Source organism: Pantoea sp. (genome assembly GCF_039594315.1).
Lineage (GTDB): Bacteria > Pseudomonadota > Gammaproteobacteria > Enterobacterales > Enterobacteriaceae > Pantoea.
Genome location: NZ_JBCNNP010000001.1, coordinates 270,522 through 288,423 on the forward strand (window position 1 = coordinate 270,522; position 17,902 = coordinate 288,423).

A 17,902-nucleotide genomic window follows, 5' to 3' on the forward strand; every position below is an offset into this window, starting at 1 on the left:
ACTGATGATAACGACATTTCTGAAAAATTCAGGACCTTTTTAAACCTGTCCGCTAAGGATTTCTTTAAACTCTTTGCGCTTCCTTGTTGCCCATTCAGGTTCGATGGAGAGCATTAAACTATATTGTTTTCGAAAATAAACATACCTGAATTCTGTTTCAGACGAGCTATTCATGGCTGCATAGTTTGAAGCCAGACCAACAACACCACACTCAACGAACCAATAAAGAATCTCATCATCACTAAGGGTAACTTTACGCGCTATTTCGTCACCTCTTTCATTGACAATGAAATGATATTCGTTGCCATGGATTTCCAGATATGGAGTCGCCATACCATCAGGTCTGTCAGGAATAGTGAAGTAATAATTGGGTCTTATTCCCCCTCCAACTCTTTCACCGATTTTGAGAAGTTCTGCACGTAACTCTTCGATATTTTTCATGATTTATTGTTTTTAAGGATTAACCATTCATTCCAGACATGCTCCGCATCAATATCTTGATAGCCCCGGCTTATAACCATGTCTCTGGCAATTTCTATCGGTAATTCAATTGCGGTAGCATTATCTCGTATCGCCTCGACTTCATGCCTGAGCAGTTCACGGCCGGCATCTTTCTCTTTTGCTGCAAGCAACGCAACAAGTGACGGGATGAATACAACAGCCATTTCAGTAAGCCTCCGCTAATCACTAAATTTGAATCACTTTGGCATACGTAGCAGCCAGATTAATTAACCTTGCCTTTTCCAGACTGTAATATCACTACTTGTTGCCGATATAATTAACTCACCACCCCATGAGAAACCAACACAGCGAAAGTAATCATTTGCAAGTCTGAGACACCCCTCTTTATGGGAGGCAATTAATGCGCTCTTACCCGGTGGGCACCAGATTAAAATTTCCAAAGGCCACTCTGGAGATACTCGCTCCAGTGCCTCACCATACCGGTTATACATTGGTAAGCCACCGCCACACAGACCTGCAATAGAAAGAATCTCACCGCTTAGCGGTCCTATACCTGCACATGTAAGGCCTACTGAGTCGTACCAGTTGCCATACTCTTCATAATCTCTGGCGATAATCTCGCCGCTCAGGCAATCAAGCACCCCTCTTCCGGAAGAGGAAATTATCAGGAGTAAATGGTGATGATTACGTGAAAAAGCGACTTCGGTTAAACCACCTACAGACAACTCGATACAAGGCGCCCAATTGCAATCAGGAATATCTTTCAGTAGCAATTTAAGGCTATTTTCATTGCTCTTTGGGTGCCAAATAGACATCTGAATTCCTTATCAGTGTTGGTCGGCGCTTAGCATTTCAAAACGAGGATAAATGCTATTTTAACAGTAGTTAGGATGAAGTGTCATAAACAGTTATCTGCCTGCCCCCATCGTTCAAGTTCAAACAGACAAGTATTAACCTGCTACGATGAGAACATCATATTTTTCCAAGTACTTCTCCGGAAAGTCTGCGGCGAGTTCAGCCTCATTGGGCAGGCCCGAGTTCATCATATGTTTAAGCGCGTGTCTGACGGATGCCACACTTGCGTCTTCAGTCTCAATCACACCGGCAAATGAAATGACTTTAAAACCGAATCGCACGAGGAATGCCGTGACCGTATTGAAGACTTAGTCTCCCATCAGGGGAGCACACAACAGTGCGATCCCAGGGTGATAAAGTGAGCATCCTGCAGTTGGTAACGCCGAAAGTAGTCAAGGCCTTCTTTAAAGAGCGATCTTGCAGCGGCATCGTCATAGTCCACCCTCTGGTCACCAATCTCTATGCGATAATCCCCTTCTTAATTGACAGATGCCGTGAATGAGGTAAAAACGGCTCCAGTAAGATAGCGGTAATAGATAGTAGCCAGATCTTCTTCTGCCGGAGTCTGGCTATCGGTTAACTAACTGGCTTCACTTTTGAAATAAGGTTTGATGCTTGCTGGGCAATTCGTTCGCCTGCGAATAACACTTTACAAAATACAAATAGAGAGGGAAAAGTCGTACAAGATGCTGGTCAAAGATGGTGTCGTACTTAAGAGCGATTGCGAATGCGGCTGTCCTAGCTTCTGAGACATGCATACTGTAATCAGCCTCTGTAGCGGAACTGCCATACGTTTTGTCGCATAGTCCATCTGGAATGTTGGGTTTATCTCCAACACCGGAGAACGTGTACCCCTGCGGAATATGATCGACTACATTTTCAAGTAATTGTGTTTTACTGCCGAGGGGAAGCCGGAGAGACTTTTTCTGGGGTAAAAACAATCCTGATTTTATTGCCTTTAATGCTTTTCCTTGAATCAAAGCTTCGCTTGGTAGGAATTTGATTGTCTCAGAAGCACCTTTGGCTGAATCAGGTTTGAGTAGAGAGATATTCAGTTTTTCAGCCGGGATATTGGCTGGATTTTCGACTGTTACAGTCAGAAAAGGCTCTGCATCACCAACCCAGTAAGCCATCTCCACATTAGATACCGACAGCTCTGTAGGATTCGTTGCTATCAGATATCTTTCCTGATAAAGCGAAAGTCTGTCACGATTTTTCTCACGAGGAGCAGGTGGAGGAGAAAAGTTATAACTATTGACCTGCATACCAATACTCTGCACGTTGTTCTGGTAATTCCCCATATACTTAATTGGCAGATTATATTGATTACCACTTCCTGTGTTGTTATTGAATATTCCGTCAGGACCATTGTTAGACTGGGATGTCATTGGTTGAGTACTGCATATAGCGGTACTGCTGATGCCTGAAATGACACAACAGATAATTACTCTTAAGATTTCATTTTTGGTTGACATTGTTAATCTGAACTCCCGACCCCGAGTTATTGTTAAAAGTTCCACCATTGCCATTATTGCTTTGATTAAATGTTTGGGCAGGAGAACGGGATGAGAAGTTAATTGTTAGCACTGCTCCAATACTTATTACCACAATACCAACACACAATTTTAGCTTAAGGGCTTTATTTTTAACATTCAATGCTCCTGTAATAGCTAAAACAAATACTAATGCCACAACACCGTAGGCAGTCTCCGTGTGCTTGGCTAATTCATCCAAAAAAAACATAAACATCTCCATGTGATAATTTAAGTAAAGTTCCAGATTGTTGTTATCAACCGTTCTGAAATAGCAGCCCAAATCAGAGAGTATCATCTCATTGTAATGCACTTCATTAGCGGCAAGAAAGATACTATCTCAACGTCCGGTGACTGTCTGCTATAAAAAAGTTCAAATGCATCTACATAGCGTACAAATCGATGACCATCGTTCTGACTGGACCTTAACTCAAATTTAGGCGTATAAACGCTCACGGCCACCTGCAATTGATTTTTTATGTAGTTTTCACGGCAGCTTTGAAAAGAATTTTCACCGCAAACGATATTGTCATTGATTAAAACGTGACTTGAATAGATGTAGTTAGTTAACAACTGCTGGTTAAATTCAGGGAGAGACCTTTAAGTCTATTCCTTGCTCAAAGCAGCCACTAGCAAATGTGCGTGTCCGCTAAGTGCCAGGAGCGGACGTTCAAGTAAACATAGAAAACAGCACTATCACAGGACCTGTCCATAATACCAACGCTCACCGGTGAACCATTCATCACAATCCTCATTCCCATAGTATTCGAGTGTAATTCCCAGTTCCTGCACATTAGCTGGAAGAATGAGCCCCCACTCGGCAGCTAGGCTGCGCTCTTTAATCAAAGCGGAGGCTCCATTTGCAGAGCGATTTTCTGTAATAATTCCTTGGTAATAGTCTTCTGAACGATAAAGACAGATTTCGCTTATAAACATATCGGGGAGGCATATTACAGTAGTGATCCGAGGACGATAATCCATATCAGAAGTTGCCATAATAAGATTTGAACAGGCGTTGATCATGGCCTGCGCACAAGCTGCCTTATCTCTAATCGTGCTGTACTTCCCCTGAACAAGATTAACCTCTACCGGAATTTTGAAATTCCAGTAATGCTCATCCTCTGAAAACACGCTTCGTCTAGGATTATGAAAAGTATCAGCCCAACGGTTAAGAGCTTTCAAGCGGCGTGGAATATTTCTGACTTTGGTTCGATGATCTCTGTTAAGCCGTCTGCTCATGAGTATTTTAATTTTCACCCTTTCAAATGATTTAGGCTGTGTACAGCTAATCGTTAAGCATTAATGTAACTCACCTTTCTCGATTTGAAACGTCTTATGGTTGCTCCTCGCTCACAGCGGGCCTTTAGTTGTGTAACATTGTTCTTTTGGTGCCAGAAGCGCATCGAAGATTTAAAACATGAAAAATTCGGTGAAAGAAGACAATGCTATTGGATCTCAATTTATTAAGCGGTTAATCCCAGCTTTTTCGGTACGATATCTTTAAATATCTCTATCAACTGTGGGTCCATAAAAAGATAATCATCCGGAACATCGAGAATATGCAAAGGCTTAAACGCGATAATTCGGCCATATTCAGCCATCAAGCGGTTTTTGTGCTTTTGTTCCATAACACAAATAACATCGGCCCATTGGAGCAATTCGCAAGAGACCCTTTTTTTTGCATTACGGCTTGTGCCAGCAGAACGCACGATAAGGGATGGATGACGGCGGAACACTTGTTCCGCCGTGGGGCTTCGCCATTGATTACGGCTACATATAAACAATACTTTCATCAACTAATTGGTACTCTTCCAAACCCTGCATAGCAAGTTGCTGATTAGTAACGCGTGGATACTCAAATCCCAGTTGTGCTGCACGAAGCAATTTTTCAGACCTCATGGAAAGCATCTTCCACTTTTTTTCGCCACGGAAAGTTAACAAGGTTGTATGAATGTCGCGTGACTTATTAAGTTGCTTCTGTGCATTGCGCCAGGCTCTAGTACGTGTTGTTTTCATTGTTCTTCTCTCAGATTGATCGGGTTAGCAGCCGCGATAATACGGGGGAGAACAAAGTAGGAATTTTAGCATCTTCAAAGGATATAATATATATCTGATAACATCTCCTGAAGACCTGACATCACTTGCTTTTAAAAGACGAGTACAAACACAAACTGCTCCCTACAATCTGATATGCGAAAACTCAAGCAAATCTCCATGAACTGTCCGAAAAACGGGGAATGTCCGTTCCTCGCTCATAGCTGCTATACATGCCTTTTTAAAGGGCCAGGAGCGGACGCTCCGCTTATATTATTTAGTTATTAATAGATCTATCTCAGCGGGCCTAAACTTATCCCTTTCATTTTTAGATAGATAATTTCACAACCATTAGTAATATAAGGTTGAGCTAACCATTAATAATGGCGTGTCGCTTCTGCGTTTTTTATGATCTGCGCCATTTAAAATGTATAGCTGATTAGATGGTGTGGGAGCTGGCTGGCAATCGATACACCTGTTTGATATAGATGTCATTCGTGGTAAAGATATCCCCAAGTACACCAGGCTCTCCGGCACCACACTTTGAGAACCAATAAAAACTCAGCTAAGAAGCCAAAAATGACGGATGCAAATGTTTTTAACATTCCAGTGCTTAATCTCATCCTTGCCATATTTTCTTATGATTTCATCAGGATTCACTGAAGCATTTGGAACAAAGCTAGCAGGGATTTGAACGGCACTACTACCTGATGATATATAATAACTTTTACCAGGCTCAGGAATAAGTGATGAGTTTGATATCTGAATTACTTCCCCGAAATTGATCATCTGCGATATGGAGTAATGAACACCAGGCTTTACCTTGCTTACCAGTATAGTACCTTTAGCTTGGAAGAAATTTGAAACTAGTTCATATCGGTCTGACATATCATAGCAACTGTCTTTCGCGTTATAAGTATAAGAGGCTAAGTAAATGGTTCCTACATTCCCTTGTCGATTAAGTACATACAATGTTGCAGCATCACCTCCATCATAATCTTTATAATTAAGAGGCAGGACTTTTGCACAACTCACAAGTCCAGTGGATACCATGATAATGACAACTAATTTAATTAACTTCATAACACCCTACAAATATTAATTTTGACTCGTCATAAATTTTAATTATGAGCGGATAATAAGATAGTTTATCGGCAAAAGGCATAAAAACTTTAATCAAAATGCCAGCTATTTTTTACTATAACTTACCTTATATTTTGAGCACTGAATCTTCTTATCGTTATTGATGAGTAGTCATACTCAGGTTTAGCAACTGCCCCGTGGATTAACACAGAATCCTATTTGCATTGTCCGCTTTTCGCTCACAACAGACATCGTGTTCCTCGGGCTTGGCCGCTTCGTGCAGGAGCGGATATTCTTAGCGAATGAATTCGTGCAATGCCTGATAACACCATTTATATCAAAAGTAAAGTAGCTTAAATTAGTATCAAAATAGCTCATTAATGGAGCCGTTTTTTTCATTCAAAGATATTAACGCATGTTCCGATAACATCATTTTAATAAAAGGAAATTGCCATGAAATTAACGAACTTATTTACTATTATTGCTTTGGCTATGCCACTGTACTCAACAGCAGCCGTTGAAACCAACACCACTTCGTCAATGATGGCCAACGTTGTCTTTTCTGGTTGTGAGGCAGCAGCTACGGGAAAACCAGATTCAGCCGCGATCGATTATTGGATTAAGGGTGCGAGTCAATATGGTAAGAACCCATCATTCGACAAGATGTACAAACAGATGATCGAAAATTCAGTGCTCAAGGGCTCTCACTTTCATAGAGAAAACTCATCCCTTGATTGCGTACAAATTTACATCAATGTTATCGACAGCCTTTACAACGAAAACGAAGTATTAAAGAAAAGGGCAACTAACTAATTGACCTGCTCCGTTCCAGACAGAGTGCAGTTAGCAATGTCCGCTTCTCGCTCGCAGCTGACCTTGATATTTTTGAAACTGTCACTCCGTGCCAGGAGCTAGTATTGCTTATATTATGACATGCTATTTTATGTGAAGCGCTAGGCTGCATTTCATTGGGGTTAATGTATAATCAGACCAATAAAAGGAGATAAGTATGTGTATAAAATCTGGAGCGTTGTTAATCTTAGCACTCACCCCATTAACATCGTTTGCAGAAAAAGGATATTTTGATTTTTCGATCTCAGGTGAAAATATTTCCTTCAACTCTGAATGTGTAGAGTCCATTGAATATGTCGAGAAAGATGAAGTGAGCAATGAGAATATAATCATGCAATTCACTGATGAATGTGGAAAAAATTATCGACCATGACCCGACAGAACATCGGAAAGCAGATGACCATCGCCTACAACGGTAACAAACTTACATCCGCTGTACTTACCACGCGCCTGAGCACTAGTTTCAGAATATCGACTAAAGAAATACCAAGGGTGCTGTTGATGAAAATATTAAAGGATTATGAAACAGACATTAATTAACCAGGACAGAGGTGAAATGATTCCAGAACATTATTAATTAATAACACTAAGAAGCTAGCGACCGTTCTTCGCTCATTACGGCTCCTGCAAGAGTTCAGAATGTCAGCCTGAGTTAAACAACTATTCTCTATAAAATCGACTATTCACAATCATCCTCAGCCTGCGAAAATCCCATTCTCATAAGTCACCAATATTTCCCTGACCGGAAACGGCGAGTTCCGCCTTAGAAAAACAACTAAAGTAATGCTGACACCACTGGAGGCATTATGAAATACAGAATTTCTGGCCTTAGAGCCGAGCAGTTCACTCATCTTTTCGGACAGAGCGATAGCTATCTCACAAGACACGGTGCAGTAAGACAACCCGTAATGAGTTATCCCGGCTATCCTGACAGAATCTCATTACGCGAGATACCTGCTGGCGAAACCGCTCTGCTTATCAACCACATTTATCAGCCCGCAGATACGCCCTATCACGGCTCTCATGCAATCTATATTTGGGAGGGATGTACTGAGCAAGGCATTTACATCAACGAATTACCTGAAGTGATGAAAGCCCGAATTCTTTCATTACGCGCATATGATGAAAAACATTTTCTAATTATGGCAGATATATGCGAAGGCCAATCTGCAAAAACTCTCATTGAGACTTTCTTTGCCGATCCGCAAATTAGCTATATCCAGATACACAATGCGAAACAGGGATGCTACGCCTGTTTGGCTGAGCGTTTTGCATGAATTCACGTAATTAAAAAGATGGCCTTGGTATGACGACCTAACTCATCCAAGATTTAGCCAACCAACGCGATTAAATCACCGGCTTGCGCGCCCACGCGCCAAACATCACATCGCCGACATAAATACTTTTTGACTGCCTGCGTTCGTCGTCGAGACGTTGTTGCAGCGTGTCGATACCGATTTCCTCAACGTTCGCCACGCCGAGCGAGAGAATGCGCGGCAAGCAGGCTTTCACAATATTACCCAATGCATACGGCGCGTCAGGCGTTTGTACCAGACATTCCGCGCGCACCGATTCCACCTGCAAACCGGCGTTACTCAAGATGCTGTGCAAATTGAAACCGATGTGCAGATCAGCGCCTTCACAAGCGATCATTTGCTGAATCCATCCTTGCGCTTTTCTGTGCAAGGCAAATGCATCGACGCTCGCCGGAGCCATGGTGGTGTCGTGTTCCTGGAATACCATCACACCGCCGGGACGCAAATGTTTTGCCAGCGCCTGCGTGGCGGCAACGGTGTCGGCTTGATACATCAGCACGCGCCGACCGACGATGGCATCGAATTGACCAATCGACTCAGGCAGTTCAAGCAGTCCGCTTTGAATAAAGATGGGTGGAGCGCTTTGTTCATCCGCGCGGCTGCGTTCGCGTGCGGTGTTTAGCGCGTTGCTGTCATGATCGATACCGACCACCTCTCCCGCTGCCGTGACCAATTTGCTCAGCATGAAAGTCACATCACCATAGCCACAACCGACATCCAAGACGCGCATGCCGGCGCAAATGCCCGCATCGATGAGCAGTTGCAGCGTGAAATCGGGTTTCGCTGTTGTCATTATTTTTATCCTAAGAGTGTGTAAGGTACTGAACTCAGAAATGTCAGGAACATCAATCATAGCAAAGTGATTTTTAAGCACGGCAGGCGGATACTGTTTAAGTTCTTCCTCCTCTTGCCGATGATCGTATTAGGCTCTCTTTAAAAGCCTGTTTCATCCCACTTACTGGTCACATTAAACAGGAGCGCAAAATGGATGTATCGCAAATTACGTCTTTGGCGACCGCGATGAGTCAAATGGATCTCAGCAGCCAAATCAGCACCATCATGATGAAGAAGACGCTGGACAATAAGGAATCGATGGCAGCCGGCATTCTGGATGCTATCCCGCAACTGCCCGCCAATCCGGCGATTGGTCGCAACATCAATACCACTGCCTAATAGGCAAAAAAATAGGTCGCCGAATTGGGCGACCTACCTCTAATTCTCTCACTAATTACTTATTATTCTTCGATGTATTGCTGAACTGCTCGGTGAGATAGCTGCTGGTGTTATTCAGCACGCTGACCATCTTATCCAGATTGGTGAACTGCTTTTTGTAACGCGCAATGGTGTCATCAATACGCTTATTCGCGGTGTTGTACTGCTCGGTCAACACATTGAGCTTTTTGCTGATGGTGTCTGTTGCGCCCTGCAACACGCCTTTGCTGCTTAGGAATGAAGTGAACGTAGTGTTGAGCACCGTTGCTACGCCGGTTTTCTTGCCATCGCCAATGAACATATCGCGCACCGCTTCTGGTTTGACTTGCAGGCTGCTGGTGAGCTTCGCGGCGTCCAGTTTTAGCTTGCCGTCGGTGGGATCGGTGGTGATTCCGGCTTGCGATAAGGTTTTATACACGCTGGAACCCGAGGTGTTGGCCAGAATGCTTTTCAGCTGCACCTGAATATTGCGCAGCGTGCCGTCACCTAATAGCGCACCGTTTTTCCCATCCGGATCTTTACCTGCATCCACCGGCGTATATTTGGTTAAATTCGCCATGGTGTCTTGCAGCGAGTTGTAGGCGTTAACCCATTCTGTCACCGCCGTTTTGGCTTTGTTGGTGTCACTGCTTACGGTCAAGGTTTGGTTGCCGGTGGTTTCATCATTCAGGCGCAGCGTGATGCCTTCCACCGCATCGGTAATCACGTTGCTGCTGCTTTCAATCGCAACATTGTTCACCGTCAAGCTGGCATTCTGCGCTGCAACGCTTTGCCCCATGCCGCTGTTGGCGGTATCGGCGGCGTCAAAGCCAATAAAGCTGTGCAAGGCATCATCACCGGTCACGCTCAGTGATTTCACCGCATTGGCGGTGCCCGATGCGCTGGATGTCAGCGACAGACGATATTCGGTGGCCGAGACTTTAATCAAACTGGCGGTCACGCCGACGTTGGATTTATTGATGGTGTCGCGAATCGAGGTCAGCGAGGTCTGATCTTTGGTCAGCGTGATGCTCTTCTCTTTGCCTTCCGCCGTGACGAATTTCATGGTGCGCGAATCAGCATCACCGCCAATCGCCGCTTTTACATCAGTTTTTACCGCACTGGTCAGCGTCTGCGATTGCGCCAGATGCTGCACGCTAATGGTGTATTTGCCCGGCAAGGCATTGCCGTTGGTATCTGCGCTAAATGCCGTGGAGCTGGATGTGGTGGTGGTCGAGGTGAACAGCGCCGCATCGTTTAATTTGCTGTTGGCGGTCTGGAAAGTTTGAATCGCGGTTTTCAGTGCGCCATAGCCAGAAAGCTTGGCGGTGGCAGCCGATTGCTGTTTGGAAATCGGGGCCAGTGATTGTTTCTCTGCCGCGGTTAACTTATCGAGAATGGTGCTTAAACCCAGTCCTGAACCGACGCCTAATGTTGAAATCCCAGTCATGTCTGTAACTCCTGTTAAATTCGCGATACGGTACTATCGGCAGCCCTAAGGCAAACTTTATAGAATCTTGATCAAATCCTTACATTATCTTTACGATTGTTAGCGCAATATAATCGCCAGGGAATGCCTCTGTTTTTTCAGGACTGAGAAAAATGAAAATCGCGAAGATCCTCAACAATAATGTGGCGGTGGTGCTCGGCGACAACGGCAAAGAGCAGGTGGTGATGGGACGCGGCTTAACGTTCCAGAAGCGCGTTGGCGATGTGTTAGACGCGCAGCAGGTGGAAAAAGTGTTTGCGCTGCAAAGCGATACCTTAACCGGCCGACTTAGCGAGCTGCTGTCGGACATTCCGCTGGAGATTATTACCACCAGCGAGTTGATCATCGCGAACGCTCGGCAGCAATTAGGCCAACCGCTGCATGAAAGTTTGTCGATTGCGCTGTGCGATCACTGCCACTTCGCGATTGAACGCCATCAGCAAGGCATTCCGATTCGTAACGTGCTGATTTGGGAAATCAAAACCTTGTATCCCAAAGAGTTCTCGCTGGGTCTCGACGCATTAGAATTGATGAAAAAGCGGCTTGGCGTGACGTTGCCAGAAGATGAAGCCGGTTTTATTGCTCTGCACTTGGTCAATGCGCAACTCGGCAGTGATTTCGCTGATGTTTCCCATGTGACGCAGTTTATGCAGGAGATCCTGCAAATTGTGAAATATCGCCTGCAACTTGATTACCGCACCGATAGCCTGAGCTACAACCGTTTCGTCAACCATTTGAAATTCTTCGCACAACGTATGTTGGGTAAACGCGGCGTGTGCAGCGAGGATGAATCATTGCACGACGTGGTGCGCGACAAATATCCGCTGGCTTACCAGTGTGCCGAGAAGATCGATCAACATATTCAGCAGAAATATTTGTACGCGCTTTCCAGCGAAGAACGGATGTTTTTGACCATTCATATTGAACGCGTGCGCAAAGAGACATTGGCCTTGCAGGAAGATGCGGACGAAGCCTAAGCACCATCCGTAGCGGCGCGATTTATCGCGTTCAGTTGATTTTTAAAGGTCAACACAACGCAATAAATTGCGCCGCTACGATATCTGCGGCGCCTAACTTCTATTATTTCAATGCCGCCCCATGACTGCGAATCACCTCCTGATACCAGAAGAAACTCTTCTTACGCGAACGCGCTAACGTGCCGTTACCCGCGTCATCACGATCGACATAAATGAAACCGTAGCGTTTGGAGAACTCGGCTTTGGAGGCGCTAACCAAATCGATCGGTCCCCAGCAGGTATAACCCAGCACATCGACGCCATCTTCAATCGCTTCACGCACCTGCACCAGATGATCGTTAAGATATTGAATGCGGTAATCGTCGTTAATCTGCCCGTCAGCGTCTACCACATCCTTCGCGCCTAGTCCGTTTTCGACAATAAACAGCGGCTTTTGATAGCGGTCATACAGAATATTGAGCAGGATACGCAGCCCTTCGGGATCGATTTGCCAACCCCAATCGGAACTTGGCAGATGCGGGTTCGGCACCATCGACAGAATATTGCCGCGCGCTTTCTGATTCTCTTCTTCATTGGTGGTGACGCAACCGGTCATGTAATAGCTGAAGGAGATGTAATCGACGGTATGTTGCAGGTCGCGTTTATCTTCATCGGTAATGGAAATCGCGATGTTACGATCGGCGAAGAAGCGCTTCATATACGCCGGATACGCGCCGCGCACCTGCACATCGCCAAAGAACAGCCATTCACGATTTTGTTGCAAGGTTTCCAGCACATCTGCTGGGCGACAACTTAACGGATACAACAGCGCGCCGAGCAACATGTTGCCGATTTTGCCGTCCTTCACGATTTCGTGGCAGGCTTTTACTGCGCGTCCACTGGCCACTAGCTGATGATGGATCGCCTGATAAATCGCCTGTTGGTCGCTCTCTTCCGACAAGCCAACGCCGGTAAACGGCGCGTGCAGCGACATGTTGATCTCATTAAAGGTCAGCCACAAATTCACTTTGTGCTGGAAGCGCGTAAACACCGCGCGCGCATAGCGCTCGAAACAATCAATGGTGATGCGATTACCCCAGCCGCCATATTTTTTGATCAAGCCATACGGCATTTCATAATGCGACAGCGTCACCAGCGGCGTGATGTTGTATTTTGCCATCTCATCAAACAGGCGATCGTAATAGGCCAGGCCCGCTTCATTCGGTTGCGCTTCATCGCCTTCAGGGAAAATACGCGTCCAGGCAATCGAGGTGCGCAGCACGGTAAAGCCCATTTCAGCGAACAGTTTGATGTCTTCCGGGAAGCGATGGTAGAAATCAATCGCGGTGTCTTTAATACCAAAATCATCACCGCTGCGCTCAACGCGCGCGCCGAAAATGCCTTTCGGTTGCAGATCCGAAGTCGATAGACCTTTGCCACCTTCCTGATAAGCGCCTTCAACCTGATTGGCGGCGACTGCGCCGCCCCATAAAAATCCATCCGGGAAACGTTTAGTCATCTGCTTGCTCCTCTATTATTTCAATACTGCCAACAGCGGAGCACCTTCACTCACGGCTGAACGGCTCAGCGTTAACACATCAACAAAATCATCACTGTTGCTCACCAACACCGGCGTGGTGAGGTCATATCCGGCGGCTTTGATGGCGGCGAGATCAAACTCCAGCAATACATCGCCCACTTTCACCACCTGATCGTTGTGCACTTTGGGCTGGAAAAATTGGCCATCCAGTTTCACGGTATCGAGGCCGACGTGAATCAGCACTTCCGCGCCCTGCTCCGACGTCAAACCAATCGCGTGACCGGTGCGGAACATCGACGACACCACGCCATTAACCGGCGACACCACGCGGCCGTGCTGCGGGATGATCGCCGCGCCTTTGCCGAGCAATCCGCTGGCAAAGGTGGCGTCATTGACCTGATCGAGCGCAATCACGTCACCGGTTATTGGGCTGACCACGCTTTCACGACGCGTCAACGTCGCCGCGGGTGCAACCGGCATCGGCTCGGCTGCGGCTGGCGTTGCAGTGAGTCCGAACAAATAAGTGGTCACGCAAGCAAACAGCAACGCCACCGCCGCGCCGGCAAAAGCCGCCAGCACGCTGGCATCAATACCGCTGTTTGGAACCACCTGGATAAAGGTGAAAATGCTGGGGAAGCCAAACGAGTAAATGGTGGTATGCCAGAAGCCGAGAATCGACGCACCCAGCGCGCCGCCGATGCAGCCGAAAATAAACGGGCGGCGACGTGGCAGCGTTACGCCATAAACCGCCGGTTCGGTGATGCCGAAAATGCTGGCGGTGAATGCCGATCCGGCCATCGCTTTGAGTTTGGCTTCGCGAGTCCGCAAGAAGATGCCCAAGGTAGCGCCCGCTTGCCCCAATACGGCGGGCATTAACAGCGGCAGCAGCGTGTCATGGCCGAAGTTAGCCAGGTTATTCAGCATGATCGGCACCAATCCCCAATGCAGGCCGAAAATCACGCATATCTGCCAAATCGCGCCCATCACCGCGCCCGCAACCATTGGGCTGAGGCTGTAAATCCATAAATAGCCTTCCGCCAGTAAGCGGCTCAACCAGGTGGCTGCCGGGCCGATGGCGAGGAAGGTCAATGGCACGGTAATCAGCAGACAAAATAGTGGCGTGGTGAAGTTGCGCACCGCAACCGGCGAACGCGGATGCAGCCAGCGCTCGATCAGGCTGGAAACCCAGGCGGCAAAGATAATCGGGATCACCGAGGAACTGTAATTCAGCACTTCCAGCGGAATGCCGAGAAAAGTGAGCGACTGCCCTTGCTGCTGCTGGTGCAGCACCTCGAGAATCATCGGATGCACCAACGCCGCCGCAATCGCCATACTGACAAACGGATTGCCGCCAAACTTTTTACCGGCGCTGTAGCCCAGCAGAATCGGCAAGAAATAGAACAAACCGTCGCTGGCGACAAACAGCACTTTGTAACTGCCGCTGTTGGCATCCATCACGCCGAGCACCAAAGCCAGCGCCAGCAAACCTTTGATGATGCCGGTGGCGATCATCACGCCAATAAACGGCGTAAAGATGCCCGAAACCAGATCGATAAAGCGTGCGAACAGGCTTTGTGGCGCGGCATTATCAGCGTCTTGCGGCTGATTATCCAGCGCATGGCGCGCGGTGAGTTCGCGATAGACATCTGCGACCTGATTGCCAATTACCACCTGATATTGGCCGCCGCTTTCCACCACCATGATCACGCCGGGATTGTTTTTAAGCGCCGCAGTTTGCGCCTTTTCGCTCTGTTTGAGTTTGAAGCGCAAGCGTGTCGCGCAATGCATCACGCTGATGATGTTGTCTTTGCCGCCAACACCGGCCACGATGTCATCCGCCAGTTCCTGATATTGCATCACCCTTTCTCCTGAACGATTCCGGCTCTATCGGTCACCATAAATGGCGACCCTACAAACACGCGTAAGGCGTTGTGAATTTCGCGCAAAAAAAAACCTGAGGCGCGCCCTCTTCAAATGAAAAAGGGCGCGCCTCAGGTTTTGCCTGCCGAACAGTAACAATCCTTAACGGAGGCTATCCTGCGTCGGCGGTGAGAAAAGTGGCAAGCAGTTTTGCTGGACAGCGTGCAGAATTGTGAAGCAAATCACCGAAAGCACAGGGTTCCAGCGCGTTTCAAGGCGGTTAAAGCAAGTGCAATCAGCAGTGCACCGATCAGCATCAGCAAGTTATAGCTGATCAACTTCAACAGCCAAATCCCCAGCACGCCGCCGCCGAGAAAAGCCAGCACGGTGAAGCAATGCAGCTTCAGACGTTCGATATACAACGGCGCATCTTTAGGCGACTCTTTGCGGCGCAGCACATCAAATAACATCGCCATTTCGATACCAATATCGGTGGCGGTGCCCGAAACATGCGTGGTGCGCACGCGCGCATTGGAAATCCGCGTCACCACTGCATTTTGCAGGCCCATCAAAAAACTCAAACTCAGCACCAACAACACGCCAGAGCCACCAAAGCGCAGCCAGCTTTCCATCGCGCCCAATGCCAACAGCGCAATGCCTTCGATCAGAATATTGATGGCGTAGATACCGCGAATCTGGCGTCTTCTGCCGGAGTTAATAATCAGGGTTGAAACGACCGAACCAGCGATAAACAGCAGCACGATCAGCAGGAAAAATAGCCCAACGTGCAGATTGGCTTTGGCGAGATGATCGGAAAGCGCGGAGACGTTGCCGGTCATGTTGGCCGAGAAGAAACCGACCGTTTCGAACGCCGCAGTGTTGAGTGCGCCCGCGACCGCAGCCAGCGTGCAGGCCAGTCGAATGTCGGTGTTGAAGGTGCGGGTGTTCTCGGCAGTGATCAGCATGGGAATTCCTTGCCCAGTCAAAGATGCGTATCTTCCTCCCGGCGCAAGGAATTCTCAAGCGTTGCTAAGCCGCGCTATCTGCCGTTTCCTGATCTTGTTCGCTGAAACGCTCGCGCATTTCATTCTCAATCTGCTCGAGTGATTTGCCTTTGGTTTCCGGCAGCATGGTGATGACGAAAATCAGCGATCCGACGTTAATCGCCGCGAAAATGAAAAAGGCACCATTGCCGGTCGCCGCCAACAGCGGTGGAAAGGCAAAAGCCACCGCCGCGTTGCAGATCCACTGGAATGAGACCGCTGCGCCGGTCAGTACGCCGCGCACTTTCATCGGGAACAATTCGGACATCAGCAACCAATAAACCGGCGAAATGCACATCTGCATAAAGAACAGGAACACCAGAATGGCCGCCAGCGCGCACAGGCTTTGCGTCATATCTTGTGGCATCAACAGTAAAATGCAGCCCAGCGCCAGTTGCATGGCGATCACCACCGTTAAACCGGTCATCAGCATGGCACGACGGCCAAAACGTCCGACCGCTTTAATCCCCACCATGGTAGCCAGCACGGAAACCACGCCGTTACCGATGGTGGCGGTGATAGCAGCATTGGTGCCCATGCCGGTCGATTTCAGAATCACTGGCGTGTAATACATAAAGGCATTCACACCGGTAAACTGAATCACAATCCCCAATCCCGCGCCCACCAGCAGCAATCTGAACACCCATTTCTGGCGCAGCAATTCACCTGCCGACGGCCCTTGTCGTGCGGCTTTGGCGTGTTGGCGCATCTCTGAAAGTTCTTTACGCACTTCCTTCGGCGTTTCGCGCAACTTGTGCAGGATGCGGCTGGCTTCTTTGATGCGCCCTTCCGCCACCATCCAGTGCGGCGAAGCGGGAACAAAGAACGTGCCGATAAACAGCAGCGCGCCAGGAATCATCGCCAGCGCCAGCATGTAGCGCCACATATGCGAATCGTTTAACAGGTAGCTCATTAGCGCGCTGACCACATACGCCAATAATTGTCCGGAGACAATCATCAATTCATTGCGGCTTACCAGCGGCGCACGGCGTTTTGGCCCAGCGATTTCAGCGATAAATACTGGCACGGTTGACGATCCGCCGCCCACCGCGATGCCGAGCAGGAAACGCATCGCCACCATGATGTGCAGATTAGGCGCTAACGCGGTACCGATCGCGCCAGCGACAAAAATCAGCGCCAAACTGCGGAGCGTAATGCGACGTCCAAAACGATCGGAGAAGTAGCCACTTAAGAACGCACCCACCGCCGCACCAAAGATCAGTGATGAAGTGACAAGTCCTTCGGTGAACGGCGTGAGATCTAAGCCGCCCTGCGCCGGCGGTAATGTCATATACGGCAACGCACCGGAGATGATGCCGGTGTCATAACCAAACGCCAGCGCGCCCATGGTGGCAACCAGCACCACGAAAAACAGGCGCTGCTTTACCGTAATTGAACTGGATGCTGATGAATCTTCTTCACTATTTTTCTGCGTTGTTTCCATAGTCATACCCTGCAAATTGAACGCGCTGAGTCGCGCAAAGGCTTGAAGCCGAAAGGGTAAAGTATAGACACTAATTTCAATTTGTGACGAAGGTCACTGTTATCTGGCTAATTGTTGCGTTTTTTCGGCAGCGCATTTGATGAATGCACTTCGCCAATCAGCGGTTTTGCGCGTCTTTCAGCAACCAAAGGTTGTTAAATGTGAAACAGATGGCGTAACCTATATACATAACGCATACGTTTTAT

At 47.7% G+C, this 17,902-nt stretch carries 20 protein-coding genes and 1 pseudogene; 5 read left to right on the forward strand and 16 right to left on the reverse strand.

All coding sequences use genetic code 11. The features are described from left to right. Positions 1-39: 39 nt before the first annotated feature. The 10 genes and pseudogenes from ABDW13_RS01210 to ABDW13_RS01255 form a co-directional block, all read right to left on the reverse strand. The gene (locus ABDW13_RS01210) at positions 40-441 is read right to left on the reverse strand and encodes an Imm63 family immunity protein (RefSeq protein ID WP_343550550.1); all 402 of its coding nucleotides are present in this window, start codon (positions 439-441) and stop codon (positions 40-42) included. After that, positions 438-665: a hypothetical protein gene (locus tag ABDW13_RS01215; RefSeq protein ID WP_343550551.1), complete on the reverse strand. Its 228-nt coding sequence runs from the start codon at positions 663-665 to the stop codon at positions 438-440. Before ABDW13_RS01215 ends, ABDW13_RS01210 begins: the two co-directional genes overlap by 4 nt. Before the next feature lie 63 nt (positions 666-728). Continuing rightward, on the reverse strand, positions 729-1,277 hold the full coding sequence (locus ABDW13_RS01220; RefSeq protein ID WP_343550552.1) for a hypothetical protein: 549 nt from the start codon (positions 1,275-1,277) through the stop codon (positions 729-731). Positions 1,278-1,433: 156 nt separating this feature from the next. Further along, positions 1,434-1,807 (reverse strand): annotated as a pseudogene (locus tag ABDW13_RS01225) (DEAD/DEAH box helicase); the annotation flags it as partial. 100 nt (positions 1,808-1,907) lie between these two features. Beyond that, positions 1,908-2,792 carry a hypothetical protein gene (locus ABDW13_RS01230; RefSeq protein ID WP_343550553.1) on the reverse strand — a complete coding sequence of 295 codons (885 nt, stop codon included), beginning with the start codon at positions 2,790-2,792 and terminating at the stop codon, positions 1,908-1,910. After that, complete coding sequence (locus ABDW13_RS01235) at positions 2,776-3,060, reverse strand: hypothetical protein (RefSeq protein WP_343550554.1); 285 nt, start codon at positions 3,058-3,060, stop codon at positions 2,776-2,778. The genes ABDW13_RS01230 and ABDW13_RS01235 overlap by 17 nt, the downstream gene beginning before the upstream one ends. Positions 3,061-3,545: 485 nt before the next feature. After that, the gene (locus ABDW13_RS01240) at positions 3,546-4,088 is read right to left on the reverse strand and encodes a DUF3916 domain-containing protein (RefSeq protein ID WP_343550555.1); all 543 of its coding nucleotides are present in this window, start codon (positions 4,086-4,088) and stop codon (positions 3,546-3,548) included. A gap of 224 nt (positions 4,089-4,312) precedes the next feature. Further along, complete coding sequence (locus ABDW13_RS01245) at positions 4,313-4,642, reverse strand: phosphotyrosine protein phosphatase (protein WP_343550556.1); 330 nt, start codon at positions 4,640-4,642, stop codon at positions 4,313-4,315. Then, a complete protein-coding gene (locus ABDW13_RS01250) occupies positions 4,620-4,865 on the reverse strand; it encodes a hypothetical protein (protein WP_343550557.1) in 246 nt (81 codons plus the stop codon). Before ABDW13_RS01250 ends, ABDW13_RS01245 begins: the two co-directional genes overlap by 23 nt. 579 nt (positions 4,866-5,444) lie before the next feature. Further along, positions 5,445-5,966 carry a hypothetical protein gene (locus ABDW13_RS01255; RefSeq protein ID WP_343550558.1) on the reverse strand — a complete coding sequence of 174 codons (522 nt, stop codon included), beginning with the start codon at positions 5,964-5,966 and terminating at the stop codon, positions 5,445-5,447. A 453-nt stretch (positions 5,967-6,419) separates the two neighbouring features. Here ABDW13_RS01255 and ABDW13_RS01260 point away from each other — a divergent pair, with 453 nt between their 5' ends. The 3 genes from ABDW13_RS01260 to ABDW13_RS01270 all read left to right on the forward strand — a co-directional run bounded on the left by ABDW13_RS01260 (position 6,420) and on the right by ABDW13_RS01270 (position 8,095). Next, positions 6,420-6,779, forward strand: a complete 360-nt coding sequence (locus tag ABDW13_RS01260) for a hypothetical protein (RefSeq protein ID WP_343550559.1) — start codon at positions 6,420-6,422, stop codon at positions 6,777-6,779. Positions 6,780-6,975: 196 nt separating this feature from the next. After that, on the forward strand, positions 6,976-7,191 hold the full coding sequence (locus ABDW13_RS01265; protein ID WP_343550560.1) for a hypothetical protein: 216 nt from the start codon (positions 6,976-6,978) through the stop codon (positions 7,189-7,191). A 433-nt stretch (positions 7,192-7,624) separates the two neighbouring features. Then, positions 7,625-8,095 (forward strand): DUF1203 domain-containing protein, encoded by a 471-nt coding sequence (locus ABDW13_RS01270; RefSeq protein WP_343550561.1) that lies wholly within the window; start codon positions 7,625-7,627, stop codon positions 8,093-8,095. A gap of 70 nt (positions 8,096-8,165) precedes the next feature. On the opposite strand, the gene ABDW13_RS01275 is transcribed toward ABDW13_RS01270, so the two are convergent. Continuing rightward, entirely contained in the window at positions 8,166-8,927 is a 762-nt protein-coding gene (locus ABDW13_RS01275) for a methyltransferase domain-containing protein (RefSeq protein WP_343550562.1), read from the reverse strand. A gap of 191 nt (positions 8,928-9,118) precedes the next feature. Here ABDW13_RS01275 and ABDW13_RS01280 point away from each other — a divergent pair, with 191 nt between their 5' ends. Continuing rightward, positions 9,119-9,307 carry a YjfB family protein gene (locus tag ABDW13_RS01280; RefSeq protein ID WP_343550563.1) on the forward strand — a complete coding sequence of 63 codons (189 nt, stop codon included), beginning with the start codon at positions 9,119-9,121 and terminating at the stop codon, positions 9,305-9,307. 55 nt (positions 9,308-9,362) lie between these two features. Here ABDW13_RS01280 and fliD read toward each other — a convergent pair whose 3' ends face one another. Then, positions 9,363-10,775, reverse strand: coding sequence for a flagellar filament capping protein FliD (gene fliD, locus ABDW13_RS01285; RefSeq protein WP_343550564.1), 1,413 nt, complete (start codon positions 10,773-10,775; stop codon positions 9,363-9,365). Positions 10,776-10,927: 152 nt separating this feature from the next. Here fliD and ABDW13_RS01290 point away from each other — a divergent pair, with 152 nt between their 5' ends. Next, on the forward strand, positions 10,928-11,791 hold the full coding sequence (locus ABDW13_RS01290; protein WP_343550565.1) for a PRD domain-containing protein: 864 nt from the start codon (positions 10,928-10,930) through the stop codon (positions 11,789-11,791). 103 nt (positions 11,792-11,894) lie between these two features. Here the strand turns inward: ABDW13_RS01290 and ascB are convergent, their stop codons facing one another. From ascB to ABDW13_RS01310, 4 genes are all read right to left on the reverse strand, one after another. After that, positions 11,895-13,289 (reverse strand): 6-phospho-beta-glucosidase, encoded by a 1,395-nt coding sequence (ascB, locus tag ABDW13_RS01295; RefSeq protein WP_343550566.1) that lies wholly within the window; start codon positions 13,287-13,289, stop codon positions 11,895-11,897. A gap of 15 nt (positions 13,290-13,304) precedes the next feature. Further along, complete coding sequence (bglF, locus tag ABDW13_RS01300) at positions 13,305-15,167, reverse strand: PTS beta-glucoside transporter subunit IIABC (RefSeq protein WP_343550567.1); 1,863 nt, start codon at positions 15,165-15,167, stop codon at positions 13,305-13,307. Between the two features lie 245 nt (positions 15,168-15,412). Further along, a complete protein-coding gene (locus tag ABDW13_RS01305; RefSeq protein WP_343550568.1) occupies positions 15,413-16,135 on the reverse strand; it encodes a YoaK family protein in 723 nt (240 codons plus the stop codon). Between the two features lie 64 nt (positions 16,136-16,199). Next, entirely contained in the window at positions 16,200-17,657 is a 1,458-nt protein-coding gene (locus ABDW13_RS01310; RefSeq protein WP_343550569.1) for a sugar porter family MFS transporter, read from the reverse strand. Positions 17,658-17,902: the final 245 nt, after the last annotated feature.

What these genes read in the sequence shown, in the direction of transcription:
- ascB (WP_343550566.1), bottom strand. Translation starts at nt 13,289, where the DNA reads ATGACTAAACGTTTCCCGGATGGATTTTTATGGGGCGGCGCAGTCGCC.
- ABDW13_RS01240 (WP_343550555.1), bottom strand. Translation starts at nt 4,088, where the DNA reads ATGAGCAGACGGCTTAACAGAGATCATCGAACCAAAGTCAGAAATATT.
- ABDW13_RS01215 (WP_343550551.1), bottom strand. Translation starts at nt 665, where the DNA reads ATGGCTGTTGTATTCATCCCGTCACTTGTTGCGTTGCTTGCAGCAAAA.
- ABDW13_RS01235 (WP_343550554.1), bottom strand. Translation starts at nt 3,060, where the DNA reads ATGTTTTTTTTGGATGAATTAGCCAAGCACACGGAGACTGCCTACGGT.
- ABDW13_RS01305 (WP_343550568.1), bottom strand. Translation starts at nt 16,135, where the DNA reads ATGCTGATCACTGCCGAGAACACCCGCACCTTCAACACCGACATTCGA.
- ABDW13_RS01250 (WP_343550557.1), bottom strand. Translation starts at nt 4,865, where the DNA reads ATGAAAACAACACGTACTAGAGCCTGGCGCAATGCACAGAAGCAACTT.
- ABDW13_RS01260 (WP_343550559.1), top strand. Translation starts at nt 6,420, where the DNA reads ATGAAATTAACGAACTTATTTACTATTATTGCTTTGGCTATGCCACTG.
- ABDW13_RS01290 (WP_343550565.1), top strand. Translation starts at nt 10,928, where the DNA reads ATGAAAATCGCGAAGATCCTCAACAATAATGTGGCGGTGGTGCTCGGC.
- ABDW13_RS01255 (WP_343550558.1), bottom strand. Translation starts at nt 5,966, where the DNA reads ATGAAGTTAATTAAATTAGTTGTCATTATCATGGTATCCACTGGACTT.
- ABDW13_RS01270 (WP_343550561.1), top strand. Translation starts at nt 7,625, where the DNA reads ATGAAATACAGAATTTCTGGCCTTAGAGCCGAGCAGTTCACTCATCTT.
- ABDW13_RS01265 (WP_343550560.1), top strand. Translation starts at nt 6,976, where the DNA reads ATGTGTATAAAATCTGGAGCGTTGTTAATCTTAGCACTCACCCCATTA.
- ABDW13_RS01245 (WP_343550556.1), bottom strand. Translation starts at nt 4,642, where the DNA reads ATGAAAGTATTGTTTATATGTAGCCGTAATCAATGGCGAAGCCCCACG.
- ABDW13_RS01210 (WP_343550550.1), bottom strand. Translation starts at nt 441, where the DNA reads ATGAAAAATATCGAAGAGTTACGTGCAGAACTTCTCAAAATCGGTGAA.
- ABDW13_RS01310 (WP_343550569.1), bottom strand. Translation starts at nt 17,657, where the DNA reads ATGGAAACAACGCAGAAAAATAGTGAAGAAGATTCATCAGCATCCAGT.
- ABDW13_RS01275 (WP_343550562.1), bottom strand. Translation starts at nt 8,927, where the DNA reads ATGACAACAGCGAAACCCGATTTCACGCTGCAACTGCTCATCGATGCG.
- ABDW13_RS01280 (WP_343550563.1), top strand. Translation starts at nt 9,119, where the DNA reads ATGGATGTATCGCAAATTACGTCTTTGGCGACCGCGATGAGTCAAATG.
- ABDW13_RS01230 (WP_343550553.1), bottom strand. Translation starts at nt 2,792, where the DNA reads ATGTCAACCAAAAATGAAATCTTAAGAGTAATTATCTGTTGTGTCATT.
- fliD (WP_343550564.1), bottom strand. Translation starts at nt 10,775, where the DNA reads ATGACTGGGATTTCAACATTAGGCGTCGGTTCAGGACTGGGTTTAAGC.
- bglF (WP_343550567.1), bottom strand. Translation starts at nt 15,167, where the DNA reads ATGCAATATCAGGAACTGGCGGATGACATCGTGGCCGGTGTTGGCGGC.
- ABDW13_RS01220 (WP_343550552.1), bottom strand. Translation starts at nt 1,277, where the DNA reads ATGTCTATTTGGCACCCAAAGAGCAATGAAAATAGCCTTAAATTGCTA.